Annotated in this window: 19 protein-coding genes and 3 pseudogenes; 5 read left to right on the forward strand and 17 right to left on the reverse strand. The window is 72.1% G+C overall.

Features of this window, described 5'->3' with window-relative positions:
• From KME75_RS09485 to KME75_RS09505, 5 genes are all read left to right on the forward strand, one after another.
• Positions 1-221 (forward strand): transposase (locus tag KME75_RS09485; RefSeq protein WP_219414211.1); only part of this gene is annotated, 221 nt, incomplete at its 5' end.
• Positions 221-400, forward strand: coding sequence for a hypothetical protein (locus tag KME75_RS09490; RefSeq protein WP_219414212.1), 180 nt, complete (start codon positions 221-223; stop codon positions 398-400). The genes KME75_RS09485 and KME75_RS09490, both read left to right, overlap by 1 nt.
• Positions 401-1,236: 836 nt before the next feature.
• Positions 1,237-1,521, forward strand: coding sequence for an SH3-like domain-containing protein (locus tag KME75_RS46660; RefSeq protein ID WP_219414213.1), 285 nt, complete (start codon positions 1,237-1,239; stop codon positions 1,519-1,521).
• A complete protein-coding gene (locus KME75_RS46665) occupies positions 1,514-1,810 on the forward strand; it encodes an SH3-like domain-containing protein (protein ID WP_219414214.1) in 297 nt (98 codons plus the stop codon). The genes KME75_RS46660 and KME75_RS46665 overlap by 8 nt, the downstream gene beginning before the upstream one ends.
• Positions 1,807-2,397 carry a nitrile hydratase subunit alpha gene (locus KME75_RS09505; RefSeq protein ID WP_219414215.1) on the forward strand — a complete coding sequence of 197 codons (591 nt, stop codon included), beginning with the start codon at positions 1,807-1,809 and terminating at the stop codon, positions 2,395-2,397. Before KME75_RS46665 ends, KME75_RS09505 begins: the two co-directional genes overlap by 4 nt.
• A gap of 220 nt (positions 2,398-2,617) precedes the next feature.
• Here KME75_RS09505 and KME75_RS09510 read toward each other — a convergent pair.
• The 17 genes and pseudogenes from KME75_RS09510 to KME75_RS09580 all read right to left on the reverse strand — a co-directional run bounded on the left by KME75_RS09510 (position 2,618) and on the right by KME75_RS09580 (position 17,445).
• Positions 2,618-3,611, reverse strand: a pseudogene (locus KME75_RS09510) (NAD(P)H-quinone oxidoreductase).
• Positions 3,612-3,663: 52 nt separating this feature from the next.
• Positions 3,664-4,443 carry an aldehyde dehydrogenase family protein gene (locus tag KME75_RS09515; protein ID WP_281424478.1) on the reverse strand — a complete coding sequence of 260 codons (780 nt, stop codon included), beginning with the start codon at positions 4,441-4,443 and terminating at the stop codon, positions 3,664-3,666.
• A 582-nt stretch (positions 4,444-5,025) separates the two neighbouring features.
• A pseudogene (locus KME75_RS46670) lies at positions 5,026-5,796 on the reverse strand (AMP-binding protein); the annotation flags it as partial.
• Positions 5,797-5,974: 178 nt separating this feature from the next.
• Positions 5,975-6,427 (reverse strand): AMP-binding protein, encoded by a 453-nt coding sequence (locus KME75_RS42915; RefSeq protein ID WP_308282668.1) that lies wholly within the window; start codon positions 6,425-6,427, stop codon positions 5,975-5,977.
• Positions 6,428-6,490: 63 nt separating this feature from the next.
• Positions 6,491-7,837, reverse strand: coding sequence for an amidohydrolase family protein (locus tag KME75_RS09525; protein ID WP_219414217.1), 1,347 nt, complete (start codon positions 7,835-7,837; stop codon positions 6,491-6,493).
• Positions 7,834-8,226 carry an alpha/beta fold hydrolase gene (locus KME75_RS42920; protein ID WP_219414218.1) on the reverse strand — a complete coding sequence of 131 codons (393 nt, stop codon included), beginning with the start codon at positions 8,224-8,226 and terminating at the stop codon, positions 7,834-7,836. The genes KME75_RS09525 and KME75_RS42920 overlap by 4 nt, the downstream gene beginning before the upstream one ends.
• Positions 8,226-8,594 carry a hypothetical protein gene (locus tag KME75_RS09535; protein ID WP_219414219.1) on the reverse strand — a complete coding sequence of 123 codons (369 nt, stop codon included), beginning with the start codon at positions 8,592-8,594 and terminating at the stop codon, positions 8,226-8,228. The genes KME75_RS42920 and KME75_RS09535 overlap by 1 nt, the downstream gene beginning before the upstream one ends.
• Positions 8,591-9,388 carry an N-acyl homoserine lactonase family protein gene (locus KME75_RS09540; protein WP_219414220.1) on the reverse strand — a complete coding sequence of 266 codons (798 nt, stop codon included), beginning with the start codon at positions 9,386-9,388 and terminating at the stop codon, positions 8,591-8,593. The genes KME75_RS09535 and KME75_RS09540 overlap by 4 nt, the downstream gene beginning before the upstream one ends.
• A gap of 67 nt (positions 9,389-9,455) precedes the next feature.
• Positions 9,456-9,890: a carboxymuconolactone decarboxylase family protein gene (locus KME75_RS09545; RefSeq protein ID WP_308282663.1), complete on the reverse strand. Its 435-nt coding sequence runs from the start codon at positions 9,888-9,890 to the stop codon at positions 9,456-9,458.
• Entirely contained in the window at positions 9,887-10,432 is a 546-nt protein-coding gene (locus KME75_RS42925; RefSeq protein ID WP_246631788.1) for an NAD(P)-dependent oxidoreductase, read from the reverse strand. Before KME75_RS42925 ends, KME75_RS09545 begins: the two co-directional genes overlap by 4 nt.
• Positions 10,412-10,759: pseudogene (locus KME75_RS42930) on the reverse strand (NAD(P)-binding domain-containing protein); the annotation flags it as partial. The pseudogene KME75_RS42930 and the gene KME75_RS42925, both read right to left, overlap by 21 nt.
• Positions 10,645-12,681, reverse strand: coding sequence for an AMP-binding protein (locus tag KME75_RS09555; protein ID WP_308282664.1), 2,037 nt, complete (start codon positions 12,679-12,681; stop codon positions 10,645-10,647). The gene KME75_RS09555 and the pseudogene KME75_RS42930, both read right to left, overlap by 115 nt.
• Positions 12,590-13,591 carry an NADPH:quinone oxidoreductase family protein gene (locus KME75_RS09560; RefSeq protein WP_219414222.1) on the reverse strand — a complete coding sequence of 334 codons (1,002 nt, stop codon included), beginning with the start codon at positions 13,589-13,591 and terminating at the stop codon, positions 12,590-12,592. The genes KME75_RS09555 and KME75_RS09560 overlap by 92 nt, the downstream gene beginning before the upstream one ends.
• A complete protein-coding gene (locus KME75_RS09565) occupies positions 13,588-14,754 on the reverse strand; it encodes a CaiB/BaiF CoA transferase family protein (protein ID WP_219414223.1) in 1,167 nt (388 codons plus the stop codon). The genes KME75_RS09560 and KME75_RS09565 overlap by 4 nt, the downstream gene beginning before the upstream one ends.
• A complete protein-coding gene (locus KME75_RS09570) occupies positions 14,751-15,797 on the reverse strand; it encodes an acyl-CoA dehydrogenase family protein (protein WP_219414224.1) in 1,047 nt (348 codons plus the stop codon). Before KME75_RS09570 ends, KME75_RS09565 begins: the two co-directional genes overlap by 4 nt.
• Positions 15,794-16,573 carry an enoyl-CoA hydratase-related protein gene (locus tag KME75_RS09575; protein WP_219414225.1) on the reverse strand — a complete coding sequence of 260 codons (780 nt, stop codon included), beginning with the start codon at positions 16,571-16,573 and terminating at the stop codon, positions 15,794-15,796. The genes KME75_RS09570 and KME75_RS09575 overlap by 4 nt, the downstream gene beginning before the upstream one ends.
• Positions 16,570-17,445 carry a 3-hydroxyacyl-CoA dehydrogenase family protein gene (locus KME75_RS09580; protein WP_219414226.1) on the reverse strand — a complete coding sequence of 292 codons (876 nt, stop codon included), beginning with the start codon at positions 17,443-17,445 and terminating at the stop codon, positions 16,570-16,572. The genes KME75_RS09575 and KME75_RS09580 overlap by 4 nt, the downstream gene beginning before the upstream one ends.
• Between the last annotated feature and the right edge of the window lie 2 nt (positions 17,446-17,447).

Consider the following 17,447-nt stretch of genomic DNA (forward strand, 5'->3'; position numbering starts at 1 on the left):
GCAAAGGCGGTGATCACACCCTCGCCGCGCTCAAGTCCATCCGTGCGGCACGCCCGGACGGCGCACCGATCTACGTGATCATGGACAACCTGTCGGCGAACAAGACCCCCGCGATCAGAGCGTGGGCGGCCCGCCACAAGGTCGAGCTGTGTTTCACCCCGACCTCCGCGTCGTGGGCCAACCCGATCGAGGCCAGTTCGGGCCGCTGCGCACCTTCGTGATGGGCGCCTCGAACCACCCCAACCACACCGTGCTGGCCCGCCGGCTGCAGGACTACCTGCGCTGGCGCAACGCCAACGCACGACACCCCGATGTCCTCGCCGCCCAACGCCGCGAACGCGCCCGCGTCCGCAGCGAACGTCAACAACGCTGGGGCCGACCCCGCACCACCGCAGCATGACCACAACCGGCGAACGTATGTGGTCACCGCACTAGCTGCCGGTCACCCACGCGTCCGGCGCGCCGATCCGGACCCGCCGCCGCGGCCGCTTGCGATCGCGTACCTTCGACATCCGATAGGTGTCCTTCCGCCCCGGCCGATGCTCTCTTCGCAAGGCCATCGTCCCAGGCAGACAGGGCACCTATCCCCATCTCACCGGCCGTGTCGCCCGCCTACCTGCGAATCCGGGTCAGAGGGCTGTCCCCCGACGAGTACGAGGACGCCTACCATCGCACCCGGCCCGCCCCTCACAGGTAACGAGGACTCCGGCAAAGCGGGGGAAGCTCATGGAGCACGACTTCCGGGGACTCGCCGGCGCGGGCCATCACCTGCCGCAGGTACTCCGGGTCGTTGGAGATCCGCACCGCCTCCAGCCGCTCCCCGGACTCGTCATCCGCACCAGCACCGACCGCCGCCGATGCAGATCAATCCCGACGATCTGCCGTCCCGCGTACTGTTCGCTCACAGGGCCTCCTCGAATCGTGGAACGTGAGCACCCCGAGCATGAGCCGGGAGTCACGAGGAGCGGAGGCCCCGCTCCTTCATCGCATCAGCGCGGTGCATGAGCGTTGGGTTAGGGTCCAACTCGCCCGGACACCACCGACAGGACCCCACGGGCTCGACCGTGGGGTCCTGTCGTCTGCCAGTGGCTGGGTTCGCCCAGGGCCGGCTCACGCGCTCGGTCGACTCGAACCTTCCGGCGCGATGCGGGACGGCGAGCTCGTCCCGGTGGGGTCCACCGGGACCGGCGTGCTGTGCGGCTGGACGGCGACCACGCGAAGGCGTAGGAATACGGAGTGAGCCGCATCAATGATGTCGGAGGCATGGTCGGCTTCCCCCCGATCGTCGAGGAAGCGGACGAGCCGACCTTCCACGCCGACTGGGAAGCGCACGTGCTGGCCCTCAACGCCGCGCTGATTCGGCGTGGTGTCTACAACCTCGACGAGTTCCGCGACGCCATCGAGCGGACGGCCCCGGCGTCTTACCTCTCGGCCTCGTACTACGAGAAGTGGTTCACCGCGATCACGACGCTTCTCGTCGAGAAGGGCGTCGCCACGCCGGAAGAGCTGGCCGATGCCTGACCAGTTCGCCCCGGGTGATCCGGTGCGCACCAGCACCCACGACCCCGCCGGCCACACGCGACTGCCCCGGTACGCCCGCGGGGCCGTGGGTGAGGTGATCGAGATCGCCGGGCACCATCCCATCGCCGACGACCGCGCCCGCGGGCTTCCGGGGACGGTGCAAGCGGTGTACCACGTGCGGTTCGCGGCCGCGGACCTGTTCGGTGCTGGCGACCACGCCGTCACTGTGGAGCTCTGGGAGGACTACCTGGAGCCGGCCGAGATCCACCGGAGGGAGGCGACACCGTGAGCGGGGACCACACCAGCGCCGTGATCGCCGAGCAGGTCCGGCACGTCGAGGCACTCCTCGAGGAACGCGGCCTGCTCGACGACGGGGAGATCGACCGCAGGATCGACGAGTTCCTGGCCGGAGGGACCCCGGCGAACGGTGCCCGGATCACCGCCCGGGCGTGGACGGACCCCGGGTTCCGGGAACGGCTGCTCGCCGACGCCAACGCCGCCATCCGGGAACTGGGGCTGTCAATGGCGGGAGCTCTGCAGGAGCAGCGGCTGAAGGTGGTCGCGAACTCCGAGCGTGAGCACCACGTGGTGGTCTGCACGCTGTGTTCCTGCTACCCGATCGCGCTGCTCGGACCGTCACCGGCCTGGTACAAGAGCGAGGCCTACCGTTCCCGCGTCGTCCGGGACCCCCGGGGAGTCCTGCAGGAGTTCGGTCTCACGCTCCCCCTCGAGACGCGGATCACCGTGTGGGATGCGAGCGCGGAGTCGCGGTACATGGTGCTGCCCCGCCAGCCGGAAGGCACGGACGGGATGTCGGAGGAGGAGCTCGCCAGTCTGGTCACCCGCAAGGGCCTGATCGGGACCGCCGTCGTCTGACCGGCCACGGCCCCCGGCCGTGGGCCGTGGGCCGTGGGCCGTGGGCCGTGGGCCGTGGGCCGTGGGCCGTGGGCCGTGGGAGGATGATCCGGCCTTGCCGAGGCAGCTCGATGCGCGAGCACACTCGACCGCGCATCCTGCACACGTCAGCGGGCACGCGCCTCGACGACAGGGGCTCTCGGCCCCACCTGGCGCAGGTCGCGTGCCCGGGCGGGCGGGTTCACGCGTCGGGCAGTAGGAGCACCTTCCCGACGTGGCCGCTGCCGTCGACCAGGGCGTCCGCCTCGCCGGCTCGCGACATTGAACATCCGACGGTCCACGATCGGCTGGATCGAGCTCCGCTCGAGGTCGGGCCACACGGCGGCGCGCACCGCCGCGACGATCTCGGCCTTGCTGTCGGGACCGGTGGCGGGCCGGGCGCGCAGCGTCGTGGGATGCACCGCCCCTCGCTTGCGCATGAGGCGCCGAAGTCCAGCTCGGCCCTGGTGCCCCCCTGCATCCCGATGTTCACCAGCCGACCCCCGTGGCCAGGACGTCGATGTTGCGGGCCAGGTAGGCCCCGCCCATGTTGTCCAGGACGACGTCGGCGCCGTGTCCGTCGGCCGCGAGCCGAACCTGCTCGACGAAGTCCTCGTCGCGATAGTTGACGACCACGTCCGCGCCCAGCTCACGGCAGACGTCGAGCTTGGCGGGACTTCCGGCGGTGGTGGCCACCCAGGCGCCGGCCCGGACGGCCAGATGGATGGCGTCGTGCCGATGCCGCTCGAGCCGCCGTGCACCAGGAAGACGTCGCCGGGCCCCAGCCCGGTGAGCATGAACACGTTGGACCACACGATGCAGGTGACCTCGGGCAGCGCCGCGGCGGTCGGCAGGTCCATGCCGGCGGGCCTGGGCAGCAGCTGCCCGGCAGGGACGGCGACCCGCTCGGCGTACCCGCCGCGGGAGAGCAGCGCGCACACCTCGTCGCCGACCGCCCAGCCGGACACGCCCTCCCCGGCCTCGCTGATGATCCCGCTGCACTCCAGGCCAAGGATGTCGCTGGCGCCCGGCGGCGGCGGGTAGTTGCCCTCCCGCTGGATCAGGTCGGCACGGTTGACGGGTGCCGCGACGACGTTGACCAGGACCTCCCCGGGACCGCACACCGGGTCGGGGACCTCGCCCCAGCCGAGCACGTCGGGTCCGCCGGGTCGCTCATCGTGACGACCCGCATCCACGGACCCTAACGACCCCGTTCCGACTTGCCCCTCGGCACCCGGCCGGGCCGGCTCACTCCGCCGTCTCCGCCGTGTCCCCCGCCGTCTGCTGGCTGCTGGGCGGGCCGATCCAGACGGTCTTGGCGTTGGACCTCGTACATGCCAACCTCGGTGAGCGCTCGCGGCGTAGCCGCTCTGCTTGATCCCGCCGAGGGCAACTCAGGGTAGCTGGTAACCATGCGTTGACGAAGGCCATGCCGGACGGGACGCCGCGGATGACCGCTTGCCGCTCGCCGGGGTCCTCGCTCCACAGGTTGGCGCTCAGCCCGTAGAGTTGGTCGTTGGCGATGCCGATCGCCTCCTCGAGGCTGTCCACTGTGTAGAGCGCGGCGACCGGGCCGAACACTCCTCGGAGTACATCGCCATCCCCGGGGTCACCCCGGTGACCAGAGTCGCTGGTAGAGCGGCCCGGCCGCTGCACCCGCTGGCCGCCGACGACGACGGTGGCGCCCTTGGCGACCGCGTCGGCCACGTACCGCTCGACGTCGGCCAGGCCGGACTCGGTGGCCAGCGGCCCGACCTGGCTGCCGGGGTCCATCGGGTCACCGACGGTGAGCACGGCCAGCTTCTGCGCGAACAATCCGGTGAACTCCTCGGCGACCTCGGCGTGCACCAGGAACCGCTTGGCCGCGATGCAGCTCTGCCCGTTGTTCTGGCAGCGGGCGGTCACCGCCACCTCCGGAGCCATGCCGAGGTCGGCCGAGGTTGTGACGATGAACGGATCGAACCCGCCCAGCCCCAGCACGGTCTTCTTCAGCGCGTCCCCGGCGATCGCGGCCACCGACTGGCCCAGCCGGGCCGCTGCCGGTCAGCGTGGCGGCCATCACCCGGTCATCGCGGATCACCCGCTCCACGGTCTGCTACCGATCAGCAGGGTCTGGAACACATCGGCGGGAAAGCCCGGCCTTGCCGAACAACTCCTCCAGGTACAGCCGTCTGCGGCACGTTGCTGGCGCGCTTGAGCAACCCCACGTTGCCGGCCATCAACGCCGGAGCGGCGGCGAACCGCATCGCCTGCCACAGCGGAAAGTTCCACGCATGTCGCCAACAGCAGACCCAGCGGCTGGTGCACGACATAGGCCTCACTGGCCCCCACGGTGCCCAGTCGGTCCGGTGGTCGCGGCCGGCATGGGAGCCGGTCGAGGGGGCGCTCGTCGTCGGTTTCCCCGGCGCCCACCGCCCGCGGGCCGACCGGCGGCCGAGGTCGGAGGTCAGCTGCCGGTTCGACCGCACAGCAGGTTCTTCTGCACCTTGCCGGTGGAGGTCTTCGGCAGTTCTCCGTAGACGAACCGCTTCGGCACTTTGAACGACGCCAGGCGAACGCCTCCAAGTCCTCGTCGTCGATGTCGGCGTCCGCGCGCAGGGTCACGTACGCGACGGGCACCTCTCCCCACTTCTCGTGGGGCTCGGCGACCACGGCCGCCTCCGCGACGGCGGGATGGGCGTCGAGAACCGCTCGATCTCGACAGAAGAGACGTTCTCGCCGCCGGAGATGATGATGATGTCCTTGCTGCGTCACGGATCTCGACGTAGCCGTCCGGGTGGACGACGGGGAGATCGCCGGTACGGAACCATCCGCTTCCGTCGTCCGCCCCGCCGACGGTCGCCGCCGCCGTAGCCTGCTCGTCCCGGTAGTAGCCGAGCATGACGTCGTTCCCGCGTGCCACGATCTCCCCGAGCGTCCTCGCGTCGCGGGGGCACGTCCGTGCCGTCCTCGCGCACCACGCGCAGCGGATCGGCGACGACGTTGCCCACGCCCTGGCGAGCCTTGACCTGTGCCTGCTCCTCCGCCGAAAGGTCGCTCCACTCCGGGTGCCACTGGTTGATCGCGAGCAGCCCGTAGGTCTCGGTCAACCTCTACAGATGCGTGACGTTCATGTTCAACGCCGACATCCGCGCCAGCAGGGTGGGCGTGGGAGGTGCCCCCACCGGTCTGCACCTCGACCCGCGGCTGCACCGGGCCCGCCGCCGCCTCGTCGGCGTTGAGGATCATGTTGAGCACCGTGGGCGCCGCGCTGAAGTGGGTGATGCCCTCGTTGCGCAGCAGCTCCCAGATCCGGTCAGGCTCGACCCGGGGAAGCCAGACGTGGGTGGCGCCGCCGGCCGAGACCGCCCAGGGGAAGCACCAGCCGTTGCAGTGGAACATCGGCAGAGTTCACAGGTACTGGCTGGTGGAGCCCAGACCCGGTGTGCAGCGCCATCGCGAGTGCCTGGAGGTAGGCGCCCCGGTGGGCGTGCATGACGCCCTTGGCCGCCCCGTGGTGCCCGAGGTGTAGTTGAGGGCCAGCAAGGCCCTCTCGTCCGGGCACGGGAGCGCCAGCGGTTCACTCCCGGCCAGCAGCTGCTCGTACTCGCCGCCCTCCCCGGTCGCCCACCACGACGGGGATCCCCGCAGTGGCCGCGACCTCGGTCGCGGTCGCGGCGAACTGCTCGTCCGCGACGAGGAGCGCGGCCCCGGAGTGCTCCAGGATGTATCCAAGCTCCTCGGCTGCGAGCCGGATGTTCAGCGGGACCAGCACCGCGCCGGCCCACGGGACGCCGTTGTGGAGCTCGAGCACAGTCGAGCTGTTCGTGCACAGTGCCGCCGCGCGATCGCCGGAGGCGATGCCACGGGCCGCCAACCCTCCGGCCAGCCGGCGCGACCGGTCGGCGAACTGCGCGTAGGTGAGGCGGCGGTCGCCGTCGATCACCGCGGTGCGCTCCGGGAACACCCGCGCCGATCGCTCGAGGAAGGCCGTCGGGGTGAGCTGACTGAAGGTGAAGGAAGCCGTCCGGATCTCCTCGGTTCGCGGGCGACGGCAACTCCCCGGCCCTGGTCGAGTCCCCCTACGGGTGCCGTCTCATCCCCGCCCGCTCGCCGGTTCGAACCCATACCGGCGCACCGGGTTGTCGACGAGGATCCGTCGCCGGACCGCGGGGTCCGGGATCCAGCGGTCCAGCCGGGCCCGGACCTCTCCGCTGGCCGGGACGGGCAGCCGTACCCCCACGTGCGGCCAGTCACTCCCCCACAGCAGGTTCTCCGGCCGGACATCGACGAACGCGCGGACCCGGGCCGCGATCGCATCCTCGTGTCGCCGCCAGGCCTCGCCGAAGCCCGGGCTGCCGGCATCGGGCTCGACCCCTGCCGGCAGCAGCCGCTCCACCCCGGACAGCGTCACCCAGACCTGGTCCTCGGCGAGCAGCTCGAGCATCAACCGCACGGCCGGGTCGCCGAGACCGACGTCCGAGGGCAGGTAGCCCAGGTGATCGAGGACCACCGGCACGGGACACCGGCGGACGGCGTCCCCGAGCCAGTCGACGTGCCGGCGCACGTCGGTCCACAGCTCCACGTGCCAGCCGAGGGGGGCCACCGTCTCCCCGACCTCGAGCAGGGATTCCACGGGCACGCCGCCGGGATACCCGTCCTGGAGGCGCGTGCCGCGCACACCCGCGGCGTGCATCTCCGCCAGCTCGTCGCGAGACGTCCCGGGCGGAACGCAGGCCACGCCCCGCAGCCGGTCGGGACGGCTGCGCAGGGCGGCCAGGAGGCAGCGGTGGTCGCTGCCGTAGGCACTGGGCTGCACGAGCACCCCTCGGTCGCAGTCCACGGCAGCCAGGTGAGCGGCGTGGTCGTCGACGTCGACCTGGGGCGGCTGGTAGGCAGCCGCGCCCACCAGCCGGGCCGCGATCGCCTCGGCGGTGAAGACGTGGCAGTGCGCGTCGATGCCGGTCATCTCCCCACCCTCCTGGTGTCCGGCCGAACGGTCCGCGGCGAGCTGGGCGAGCGCCGGCAGCAGGTAGGTTCGGAAGTACGAGCAGTTCTCCGCCATCGGGAAGTGGCCGATGCCGGGCATCGCGCCCCCGCGCGCCCCGGGGATGGCGGCAAGCGCCGCCGCGGTGTCGTCCGGCATGCAGGCGTGGTCGTGCTCGCCGGTGAAGAGGTACACCGAGCATCGCGTGGTGTCGATCGTTCCGGCCACGCCCCGCAGGTCCAGGTCCTCGGAGTAGAAGTACGTGTCGCCGCGGTAGATCCCCGGGCCGCCCTGGCTGTAGGTCCACCACACCTCGCGTCGGGAGACCTCCGGGCTGTGCGGCGACATCAAGCTCGCCGTCCACGAGGCCACCGCCTGCTGGGCGTTGAGGTCCGGGTACAGGGGCCAATCCTGGAAGCGGCCCTGGACGTGCAGCGCCCCGGACAGTCCGATCACCCCCGCGCAGCGCTGGGGTTGCGCCGAGCCAGCTCGAGCACCAGGGAGCCGGCCATGGAACAGCCGAGGACGATCGGACGCTCGAGGCCGAGCGCCTCGCAGAAGTCCTCGACGACGGCCACGTACCGGTCCGCGGTCAGCAGGTACTCCTGCATCCACCACCGGTCCGGCGGGAGGGACCGGCCGTGCCAGGGCAGGTCGAAGGCGACCACCCGGTGCCGGTCGGTCACCTCACGGTCGGCCAGCAGGTACCGAAACTGGCGGCCGTCCGAGCCCGCGGAGTGCAGGGCCAGCCGGTCCGGTGCCGACCTCGTCCAAGTAGATGCGGTAGTCGACGCCGGACGACCGGAGGTGCAAGTACCGGCCGACGACGTCCTCGATCGTTCCACTAGCTATGGCCCCTTCCGAGCTCGACCAGTCGGGTGATCACCCGCAGGTGCCGGATCAGGTGGTCCCGACCGGCGACGATCTCGATTCCGTCCGCCGCTTTGGTCAGGGACAGCAGGTGGTGGCGGCGCGGAGCGGCCCGGGGGGTCGACCAGTTCGCGCCAGGCGCTGCGCGGACCGCGCAGCTCAATGCCGGCATCGGCGGCACCGCCGAGGTCGACGGTGACCGTCTCCACTGGTACCGGACGACGTCGCCGTCCGTGTCGTCGAGCAGGCGGACGGCGCACCTCGAGAAGCGGCCGATGTGGGCGTTCTCGGGGTCGGCTCCGACCGCGCCGGCCCAGGCCGCCAGCCACCGTCGGTCGGTCATGCCGGCAGCCTCCCGATAACACCCGCGATCCCTGTCAGGTCGGGGCGGTAGGGCTCGAGCCGGTCCAGCACCCCTGCGTCGTGGCCGGTGAGGACGTGGTCGACCGCACGGGCCGCCACGAGGTCCCGCACGGACTGCAGGCCCCGGTACATCGCCGGCAGGTCGGTGACTGCGACGAAGGGCATGTCCCGCTCCAGTTCCTCGGTGAAGTGCACGACGTCCGACGTGAGCAGCACCACGCCCTCGGAGGTGGGGACGGTCACCATGCTCTGGCCCGGAGTGTGCCCGCCCACCTCGGTGACCACCACGCCGGGCGCCACTTCGACCGAGCCGCTGAACCGCCGCAGGCGGCCTTCGGCGTCGGCGCGGGCCAGGGCGGCCACCTCGTCGGACTCGGTGAAGTGGGCGATCAGTGCCTTGGTCGCCATCGGGGAGGTCCAGAAGTCGATCTCCGCACCGCTGACCACCACCGGGGAGCGCGGGAACAGGCCGACGTTGCCGATGTGGTCGTAGTGGGCGTGGGTGACCACCAGCGGGTGGGGACGGGTGATGTCCACGCCCAGCGAGCGGTAGGCCTCGGCCGGCTCCACCAGGACCGTCCGGCCGCGGGCCTCCGCCGGCCCCCGGGCGAACCCCGTGTCGACCAGGACGGTCGTGCTCTGGCTGCGCAGGACCCACAGGTAGTAGTCGACGACGAAGTCGCCGTCCGGCTCGCCGTACTGCGCGTAGTTCAGGAACACCTCGCTGCGCCGTGCCCGGCGGGTGCCGTGCCGGACGACGATCACCTCGTACACGTCGCCCGCGGCCTTGTCGACTCCCGCGTGGGCCCGCCATCTGCACTCCTCGTCGCCGCCGCGGCCCTCAGGACCCGCCGCTGCCGCCCTCGTGCACCTGGACCGTCGGCTCCAGCCCCTCGGCACCCACCACCTCGCGCCACGCGTCGAAGCCGGTCTGGAACGCCACGATCCCGGCCTCGGGGAGGGTGATCTCGATGGCCTCGAGGATCTCCTGCGGGCTGAGACCGAGGTCGAGCGCGACCCGGATGTGGCTCTGGATGTGGCCCTTGGACGCGCGCATCACCGTGAGGCTCACGATGAAGATCAGTTCCTTGGTCTTGCGGTCTAGGGACCGCTGGTCCAGATAGGCCGCGTTGACCAGGCCGTTGGTGGCCTGCAGGACCGGGAAGTCGTGCTTGGCCATGACCTTGTGGTAGTCTAGGATGTACCCGCGCGAGCGGGCCATGTCGTCGATGTACTGCTGCGCGTCGTCGATGTAGTCCTGCGGGTTGTCGCTCACCGCTCCACCTCGTCCTCGGATCGGGGATCTTCCTTCCGGTCGCCCGGCCCGCCGGCGCTGCGCAGCGAGACGTGGTTGACCGACTCGTAGTAGCGGGCGACCTCCGTGTGGTCGAGACCGGAGCCACCCAGGGCCTCGCGGGCGCGGACCGCCGTGGCGTACGCGGCGTCGGTCACCGGCGTGCTCGCGTTCTGCTCCCGCGCCAGCGACCGGGCGATACCGAGGTCCTTGATCATCAGGTCAATGGCGAAGCCCGAGTCGTAGCTGCCGGTCAGCACGTGCCGCGGGTACTTCACCTCGGTGGCCTGGGACCGGCCCGTGGAGGCGTTGAGGACGTCGACCATCACGTCGGCCTCGATGCCGAAGGTCCGCGCCACCGTCAGGACCTCCGCCGCCGCCGCCAGGTTCGAGGCCGACAGCAGGTTGTTGAGCGCCTTCGCGGCGTGTCCGGCCCCGGAGGGCCCGACCACGAGGACCGACGCCCCCAGCGGCTCCAGGTGCGGCCGCGCCCGCTCGACGTCGGAGGGGTCGCCGCCGACCATGATCGACAGCTCGCCGGTGACCCCCTTGGCGACGCCGCCGGACACCGGCGCGTCCACGTACCCGATGCCCCGCGCCCGCGCGGTCTCGGCCAGCCGGCGGGTGCTGGTGGGCTCCGAGGACCCCATGTCGACGACCAGCGCTCCGGTCGGCAGGCGGGCAAGCAGCCGGTCGGTCAGCAGGACTGATTCGACGACCCGGCTGTCGGGGAGCATCAGGACGACGGTGTCGACGTCGTCGGGCAGCTCGGCCAGGGACCGCAGCACCGGGCAGCCGAGTTCCTCACCCAGCGCGGACGCGACCGCGCTGTCTGCATCGAAGAGCACGGTCTCGTGCCGTTGGACGTGCCGGCGGGCCATCGGGGCGCCCATGCGCCCGAGCCCCACGAACAGGGTGCTGACGAGGCCGTGAACCATCCGCGCAGCGCCACCTTGCGGATCTTCCCGCTCGGGGTCTTGGGCAACTCGTCGACGAGTTCCAGGCGCTCCGGCAGGAAGTGCTTCGACAGGCCCTGCTCGAGCAGGTAGTCGCACACCGCCTCGAGGGTGGGCGTGGCGTCGCCGTGGGGCACCACCACGGCGCAGGCACGCTCGCCGAGGCGGACGTCGGGAACTCCTATCACCGACGCCTCGACGATGTCCGGGTGCTGGAACAGGAGGCTCTCCACCACGGTCACCGGGATGTTCTCGCCCCCGCGGATCACGATGTCCTTCGTCCGGCCCTCGAGGAGGAGGGAGCCCTCCTCGGTCCGCCGCGCGGTGTCACCGGTGGTGAACCACCCGTCGCGGTCGATCTCCGCGGCGGTGACCTCCGGCAGGTGGAGGTAGCCCAGGAACAGGCCGGCGCCGCGGATCCGGAGGGATCCGACGGCTCCCGGCGGCGCCTCCTGCCCGTCGGCGCCCACGATGCTGACCTCGGTGCCCGGCAGCGGGACACCGTCGGTCGCCTGGGCGGCGGCCGGCAGGTGCGGCGCGCAGGAGATGCCGATGCCCAGTTCCGTCATGCCCCAGGCCGGGCAGACGTAGCAGTCGAACATCTCACCGGCGGCCGTCGGCAGCGTGCGCGGCACGGGGGCGCCGGCCAGGACGACCGTCCGCAGCGAGCACTGCTCGTCATGGGCGAGGTCGGTCAGCACGAGGTCCTGCAGGAAGGTCGGTGCCGAGAACATCGTGGTGACCCGCTCCTCGCGGATCACGGGGACGGCCTGGTCGGGGACCCACCGGTCGAGGTACACCGCCGTGCCTCGCAGGTAGGTGGTCAGCAGGACCCCCCACAGGAAGCCTGTGTGGTGCCCGACGGGTGAGGCCACCAGGTTGACCAGCGGCTCGCCGAGCGTGTCGCGGCCCACGTGGGCGATCCAGTTCTCCATGACGGCCCGCAGCGTCTGGTGGGTGTTCATCACCCCCTTCGGGTCGCCGGTCGTCCCGGAGGTGAAACCCACGTGGCACAGGGCCCGGGCGTCGACGTCGGGCAGGTCCACATCCGGCGCCTCGAGCAGGGATGCCAGCGGCCGCACGCCGTCGTCGGTCATCGCGCCGTCGGCGGTCATCGCGGCGTCGTCGCTCGTGCTGCCGGCGACGACGACGTGCCGGAGGGAGGGCAGCGCGCCGCGCAGGCCCTGCACGAGCCGCTGTGGGCTGTTGCTGCCGAAGGTCTCCGCGACCACGACCACCCCGGCGCCCGTGCGGCGCAGGATGACCTCGACCTCCCGCTCGCCGTAGGCCACGGGGATGCCGCTGTAGACGGCGCCGAGCTCGTTGATCGCGAAGATCAGCGCGGCGAAGTCGGCAGAGTTGGGCAGCATCACCGCGACGAAGTCGCCGGCACGAACCCCGAGCGCGTGCAGGCCGCAGGCGTACCGGTGGGCCCGTTCGTCGAGCTCCGCGTAGATCAGCCGGCGCGAGCCGGTCGCGCCGCTCGTCCGGTCGATCGCCGCGACCCGGTCGGGGTGCTCGGCGGCCGCGGCGGACAGGAGGGACCGCAGGGGGGCCGACGCCCATGCGCCGCTGCTCTCGTACTCGCGCACGAGGTCGGGGGTCAGCCGGCTGTCGGGACGGATGCCGGGGTGCGTTGAGGAAGGGGCCGTCTGGAACGGGCCGGTCAGCTGGTCGGTCACTGGGGGTGCTCCTCGGAGAAGGGGGTGCGGTGGGCCATCGGGATCAGGCCAGGGCGGTGACGTCGGCTGCCGGCCGGCAGGTGAGCACCACCTTGCCCGGAACGCTGCCGGCCTGGACCGCCGCGAGCGCGGCACCTGCCTCCTCGAGAGGAAACGTCCGTGCGACCGGCACGGTCAGCCGGCCCTCGAGGTAGAGCTGCAGCATGTGCTCGATCGCGGCCCGTACCGCCTCGGGCTCGCGGTCGCGGTAGTCGCTGACCTGCAGTCCCAGGACGGCCAGGTTCTTGACCAGGATGTGCCCGGCCTTCACCGACGGTAGGTCGCCGGAGGCGAAGCCGATGACGACCAGCCGTCCCTCCCAGGCCGTGGAGCGCAGCGACTGGGCGAACACGTCGCCACCGACCAGCTCGAGCACGACGTTCACCCCCCGGCCGTCGGTGAGGGCCATGACGTCGTCGCGCATCGACGGGCCGGCGAGGACGACCTGGTCGGCGCCCTGCTCCTTGGCGAGGGTGGCCCGCTGTTCGTCCTGGGCGGCGGCGATCACGCTGGCGCCCAGCGCCTTGGCGATCTGCACCGCTGCCGAGCCGACGCCGCCGCCGGCCCCGGTGACGAGGACGATCTCCCCCGGCTGCAGGTTCGCTCGCCGCACGAGCGCGAAGTGGGCGGTGATGGCCCCCAGCCCGAAGGCCGCGGCGTCGACGAAGGGCACGCCGTCCGGCAGGGCCACGACCTGCGGCTCGGGCACGGCCACGAGCTCGGCGTAGCCGCCGTGCTCGACCTGGGCGAGGACCCGGTCCCCGACCGCGAACCGGTCGACCCCGTTCCCCACCGCGCGGACGGTGCCGGCGACCTCCTTGCCGGGGCTGAACGGCCGCTCGGGAAGGATCTGGTAGGTGCCGGCCACGACCAGGATGTCGGGGAAGTTGACGCCGGCGGCGGCCACCTCGATCAGGACCTCCCCCGGCCCGGCGACCGGGTCGGGAAGCTCACCGGTCACCAGGGACTCCGGCGGGCCGAAGGTCTCCACGAATGCTGCTCTCATGCGGGGCTCCTGGGGGATGCGTCGTCCCGGCCGAAGGTCAGCGCTTCCGGACCGGTCCGCAGGGGCGGATAGGGCAGGGATGCGGGCTGGGACCGGAGTTTGTCCACCACGGGGACCGGTAGCGCGCTGACGTCGAACCCCTCCCCCACCACGCGGTGCAGGGACTCGGTGCGCAGGGTCTGGCTGCGCGCCGCCTCCTCGAAGGTCGCGACGACGGAGCAGCACACGTCCTCGCCGTCGAGCAGGCTGCGCCAGTGCTCGGCGGGACGCGCGGCGATCCGGGCCGCGACGGCGGCGACGACCTCGTCCTCACGGCCGGCGTCGGCCCGCAGGTCCTCCGGCAGTTCGACCAGTTCGCAGAAGCGGTGCCAGAACCGGTCCTCGAGCGGGGCGGCGGCGACGTGCCGGCCGTCGGAGGTCCGGTAGATGTGGTAGCGCGGGCTGCCACCGATGAGCAGGTCCCGCCCCGGCACGGGCCATGTCCCGCTGCCGGCGTGGGTGCCGAGATAGCCGTAGGCGAGGGTGCTGAGGTTGGGCGTCATGCCGACGTCGAGGTGGCAGCCCTCGCCGGTGGCGGTGCGCCGGAACAGGGCGAGCAGGATGTTGATTACCGCTGGGTAGGTGCCGCCGGCGATGTCGGCGATCACGGTCGGCGGCAGGTGCGGGTCGCCGCGCTCGTCGACCACGGTGCCCAGCAGCCCGGACTCGGCCAGGTAGTTGAGGTCGTGGCCCGCGCGGCCGGTGGCCGGCCCGGTCTGGCCGTAGCCGGTGATCGAGCAGTAGACGATGCGCGGGTTGACCGCCCGGAACGCCTCGTAGCCCAGCCCGAGCCGGGCCATGACGCCGGGCCGGAACTGCTCGACGACGACGTCCACCTCGGCGGCCAGGGCCAGCAGCCGGTCCCGGACCGCGGGATCCTTGAGGTCGACCGCGGCACTCCGCTTGCCCCGGTTGAGCAGCGCGTAGTTGGCGCTGCTGTGCCCGAGGCGTGGGACGTAGCTGCGCATCTCGTCGCCCCGCGGTGGCCGTTCCACCTGGAGGACCTCCGTGCCGGCCTCGGCCAGTAGCAGCGTCGCCAGGGGCCCCGGCAGGAGGGTGGAGAAGTCCAGCACCTTCACCCCGGCCAGTGGCGGGGCTGGCCGCCCGTGTCCGCCGGCCGTCACGTGCCCGACTCCACGAGGGTGCGCGCCGCCGACCGCGTCGCCTCGGCTGCGCGCGCGGCGGCCCGCAGGGACACCGCGTCGCGGAGCAGACCCTCGACGAGGTACTCGGTCATGTACCCGTACCCCCCGTGCGACTGGACAGCGCCCGCGGCCACGTCGACGGCCAGGTCGAAGGCGGGCCCGAGCGCCGCCGCAGCGGCGTAGGGGTGGTCGAGGTCCGTCCCGATGGAGGTCGTGAGCACCGCGCGAGCGGCCGCCGCTTGCGCCGACAGCGAGCCGCGGACCGTCGGCAGCTCGGTGAGCGGAGCGCCGAACTGGACGCGAGTGGCGCTGTAGGTGAGGGCGGCCTGGGCGGCCGCCTCGGCGATCCCGGCGGCCAGCGCGGCCGCGCCGGCGTCGAGCAGGTTCCGTGACCGCGCGACGTGCGGGCCGCGCACCACGGCGCCCTCGGGCACGGCGGTGTCGATCCGGCAGCTGACGGTCATGGCGCCGGCCAGCCCCGTGCGCCGCACCCGAGATCCGAACGTCACGCCCTCGGGCGGCACGACCACCCCGGTCGTCCGGTCCACCAGCAGGACCAGCAGTGGCTCCCGGCCGGCCGGGTCGATGCGGTCGAGGACGCCGGTGAGCCGGCCGTCGACCAGCTGCACCGCATCACCCTCGGGCGGGTCGAGCGCGCAGACCGCCACCGGTGCGGCCTGGTGCAGGCGCTCGAGCAGACCGGACAAGGCCCCGCCGGCACCGGAGAGCACCAGCGCCGCGGCGTGCGCCTGGACCGACCCCCAGGCCAGCGCCGGCCAGGTTCCGGCGAGCCTGGCGAGCGCCACCAGCGTGGTGGCGGAATCGGCTCCGCCGCCGCCCCCTGCCTCGTCGGCCCCCAGCGTCCAGAGCCCGTGCTCGGCCAGGGCCCGCCGGGCGGCGTCGACCTCGTCGGGGCGGTCGTCGCCGACCGGGGTAAGGTGGCTCGCGGCGAGGTCGTCGACGAGCTCGAGCACCGCCCGCTGGTCGTCGTCGAGCTGCGGGCCCCACCAGGCCCGGTTCACGACCAGAACTTCTCGGGGTCCGGCGTCCGCTTCGCGCCGAACGCGTCGCTGAGCTCGTGTGCCTCGCGCGTGGCCAGGTACAGCGTGAGCTGCTGGTCGTGGGCCATCCGTGCCTGCCCGATGACGCCATTGTGGCGGGCGGAGAAGGCCGCCTTCAGCCCGCCGATGGCCATCGGGCTGCGGGTTGCGATCTCGGCGGCCACCTCCTGGGCCCGCTTCACCGCCTCCCCGGCCGGGACCACCTCGTTCACCAGGCCCCTCTCCAGCGCTTGGGCGGCGGTGTACTTCCGGTTGAGGTACCACATCTCCTTGGCCCGCTTCCGGCCGATCGTGTCCTCCAGGTACCAGGTGCCGTAGCCGGCGTCAAAGCTGCCGACCATCGGCCCGACCTGACGGAAGATGGCGTTCTCCGCAGCGATGGTCAGGTCGCAGACGTTGTGCAGGACGTTGCCGCCGCCCACCGCGTAGCCGTTGACGGCGGCGATGACCGGCTTGGCGATGGTGTCGATCGCCTCGTAGACGTCGATGATCGGCAGGACCTGGGAGTAGTCGAGGGACGTGCTCTCGTCGTGCTCCCCGCCGATACAGAAGAACTTCTCCCCCGCCCCGGTGAGGACCGCGGCGCGCAGGCCCGGGTCGGTGCGGAACCGCTGGAGCGCGTCCTTCAGCTCGAGCAGGGTCCGGGCCCGCAGCTTGTTCCCTGCGTCCGGGCGGTTGATGGTCAGCGTCAGAACGGGCCCGGACGCCTCGGCCAAGATGTCGGTGTAGTCGCTCATCGCACCTCTCCACGCTCGTCGGTGCCGACGCGGAAGCCGCGTCCGCTCTTGTTGCCGAGGTAGCCCGCGGCGACCATCTGCTCCAGCAGTGGTGGCGGCGCGAACTGCGGGTCCAGCGTCGCCTCGTAGGCCGACTCGGTGGCGTGCCGGTGGGTGTCGATGCCGATCAGATCCAGCAGCGCGAGCGGGCCGAGCTTGTAGCCGAGGCCCAGCTGGATGGCGACGTCGATGTCCTCGGCGGTGGCGAGCTCGTTGTCGTACTCCTGGACGACGTCGTTGAGGTAGGGCATCAGCAGCCGGTTCACCAGGAAGCCGGGACGGTCCTTGACCTCTACCGGCGCCTTGCCGATGTCCTCCACGAAGGCCACCAGGTCGGCGATCACGTCGCCGTCGGTCTGCAGGGCGCGGACCACCTCGACCAGCGCCATGACCGGGGCCGGGTTGAAGAAGTGCAGGCCGGCCATCCGCTCGGGCCGGGCCAGGGAGGCGGCCAGGTCGGTCACCGACAGGGCCGAGGTGTTGGTCGTCAGCACTGCGTCGGGGCCGACGGCCTCGGCGACCCGGCCGAGCAGCTCCACCTTGACGTCGCGCTGCTCGACCACCGCCTCGATGACCAGGTCCACGCCGGCCAGGTCTGCGACGTCGGTGGTGCCGCGGATCCGCCCGAGGACGGCGTCCCGCTGCTCCTCGGTGGTCTTGCCGCGGCTCACCCCGCCGTCGAGGAAGCTCCGCACGGCGGCGGTGCCGCGCGCGATGCGCTCCTGCCCGGTCTCCAGGACGACGACCTCGCGCCCGGACGCCGCCACCACCTGGGCGATCCCGCAGCCCATGGTGCCGAAACCCAGCACGGCGACCCGCTGGAACGTGCTCATGC

The organism is Pseudonocardia nigra (assembly GCF_019396355.1).
Lineage (GTDB): Bacteria > Actinomycetota > Actinomycetes > Mycobacteriales > Pseudonocardiaceae > Pseudonocardia > Pseudonocardia nigra.

Excerpts from the sequence above, each read along its gene's own strand:
- KME75_RS09490 (WP_219414212.1), top strand. The coding sequence starts at position 221 with ATGGGCGCCTCGAACCACCCCAACCACACCGTGCTGGCCCGCCGGCTG.
- KME75_RS46665 (WP_219414214.1), top strand. The coding sequence starts at position 1,514 with ATGCCTGACCAGTTCGCCCCGGGTGATCCGGTGCGCACCAGCACCCAC.
- KME75_RS09535 (WP_219414219.1), bottom strand. The coding sequence starts at position 8,594 with ATGACCGACCGACGGTGGCTGGCGGCCTGGGCCGGCGCGGTCGGAGCC.
- KME75_RS42925 (WP_246631788.1), bottom strand. The coding sequence starts at position 10,432 with ATGGTCGGCGGCGACCCCTCCGACGTCGAGCGGGCGCGGCCGCACCTG.
- KME75_RS09560 (WP_219414222.1), bottom strand. The coding sequence starts at position 13,591 with ATGAGAGCAGCATTCGTGGAGACCTTCGGCCCGCCGGAGTCCCTGGTG.
- KME75_RS09575 (WP_219414225.1), bottom strand. The coding sequence starts at position 16,573 with ATGAGCGACTACACCGACATCTTGGCCGAGGCGTCCGGGCCCGTTCTG.
- KME75_RS09580 (WP_219414226.1), bottom strand. The coding sequence starts at position 17,445 with ATGAGCACGTTCCAGCGGGTCGCCGTGCTGGGTTTCGGCACCATGGGC.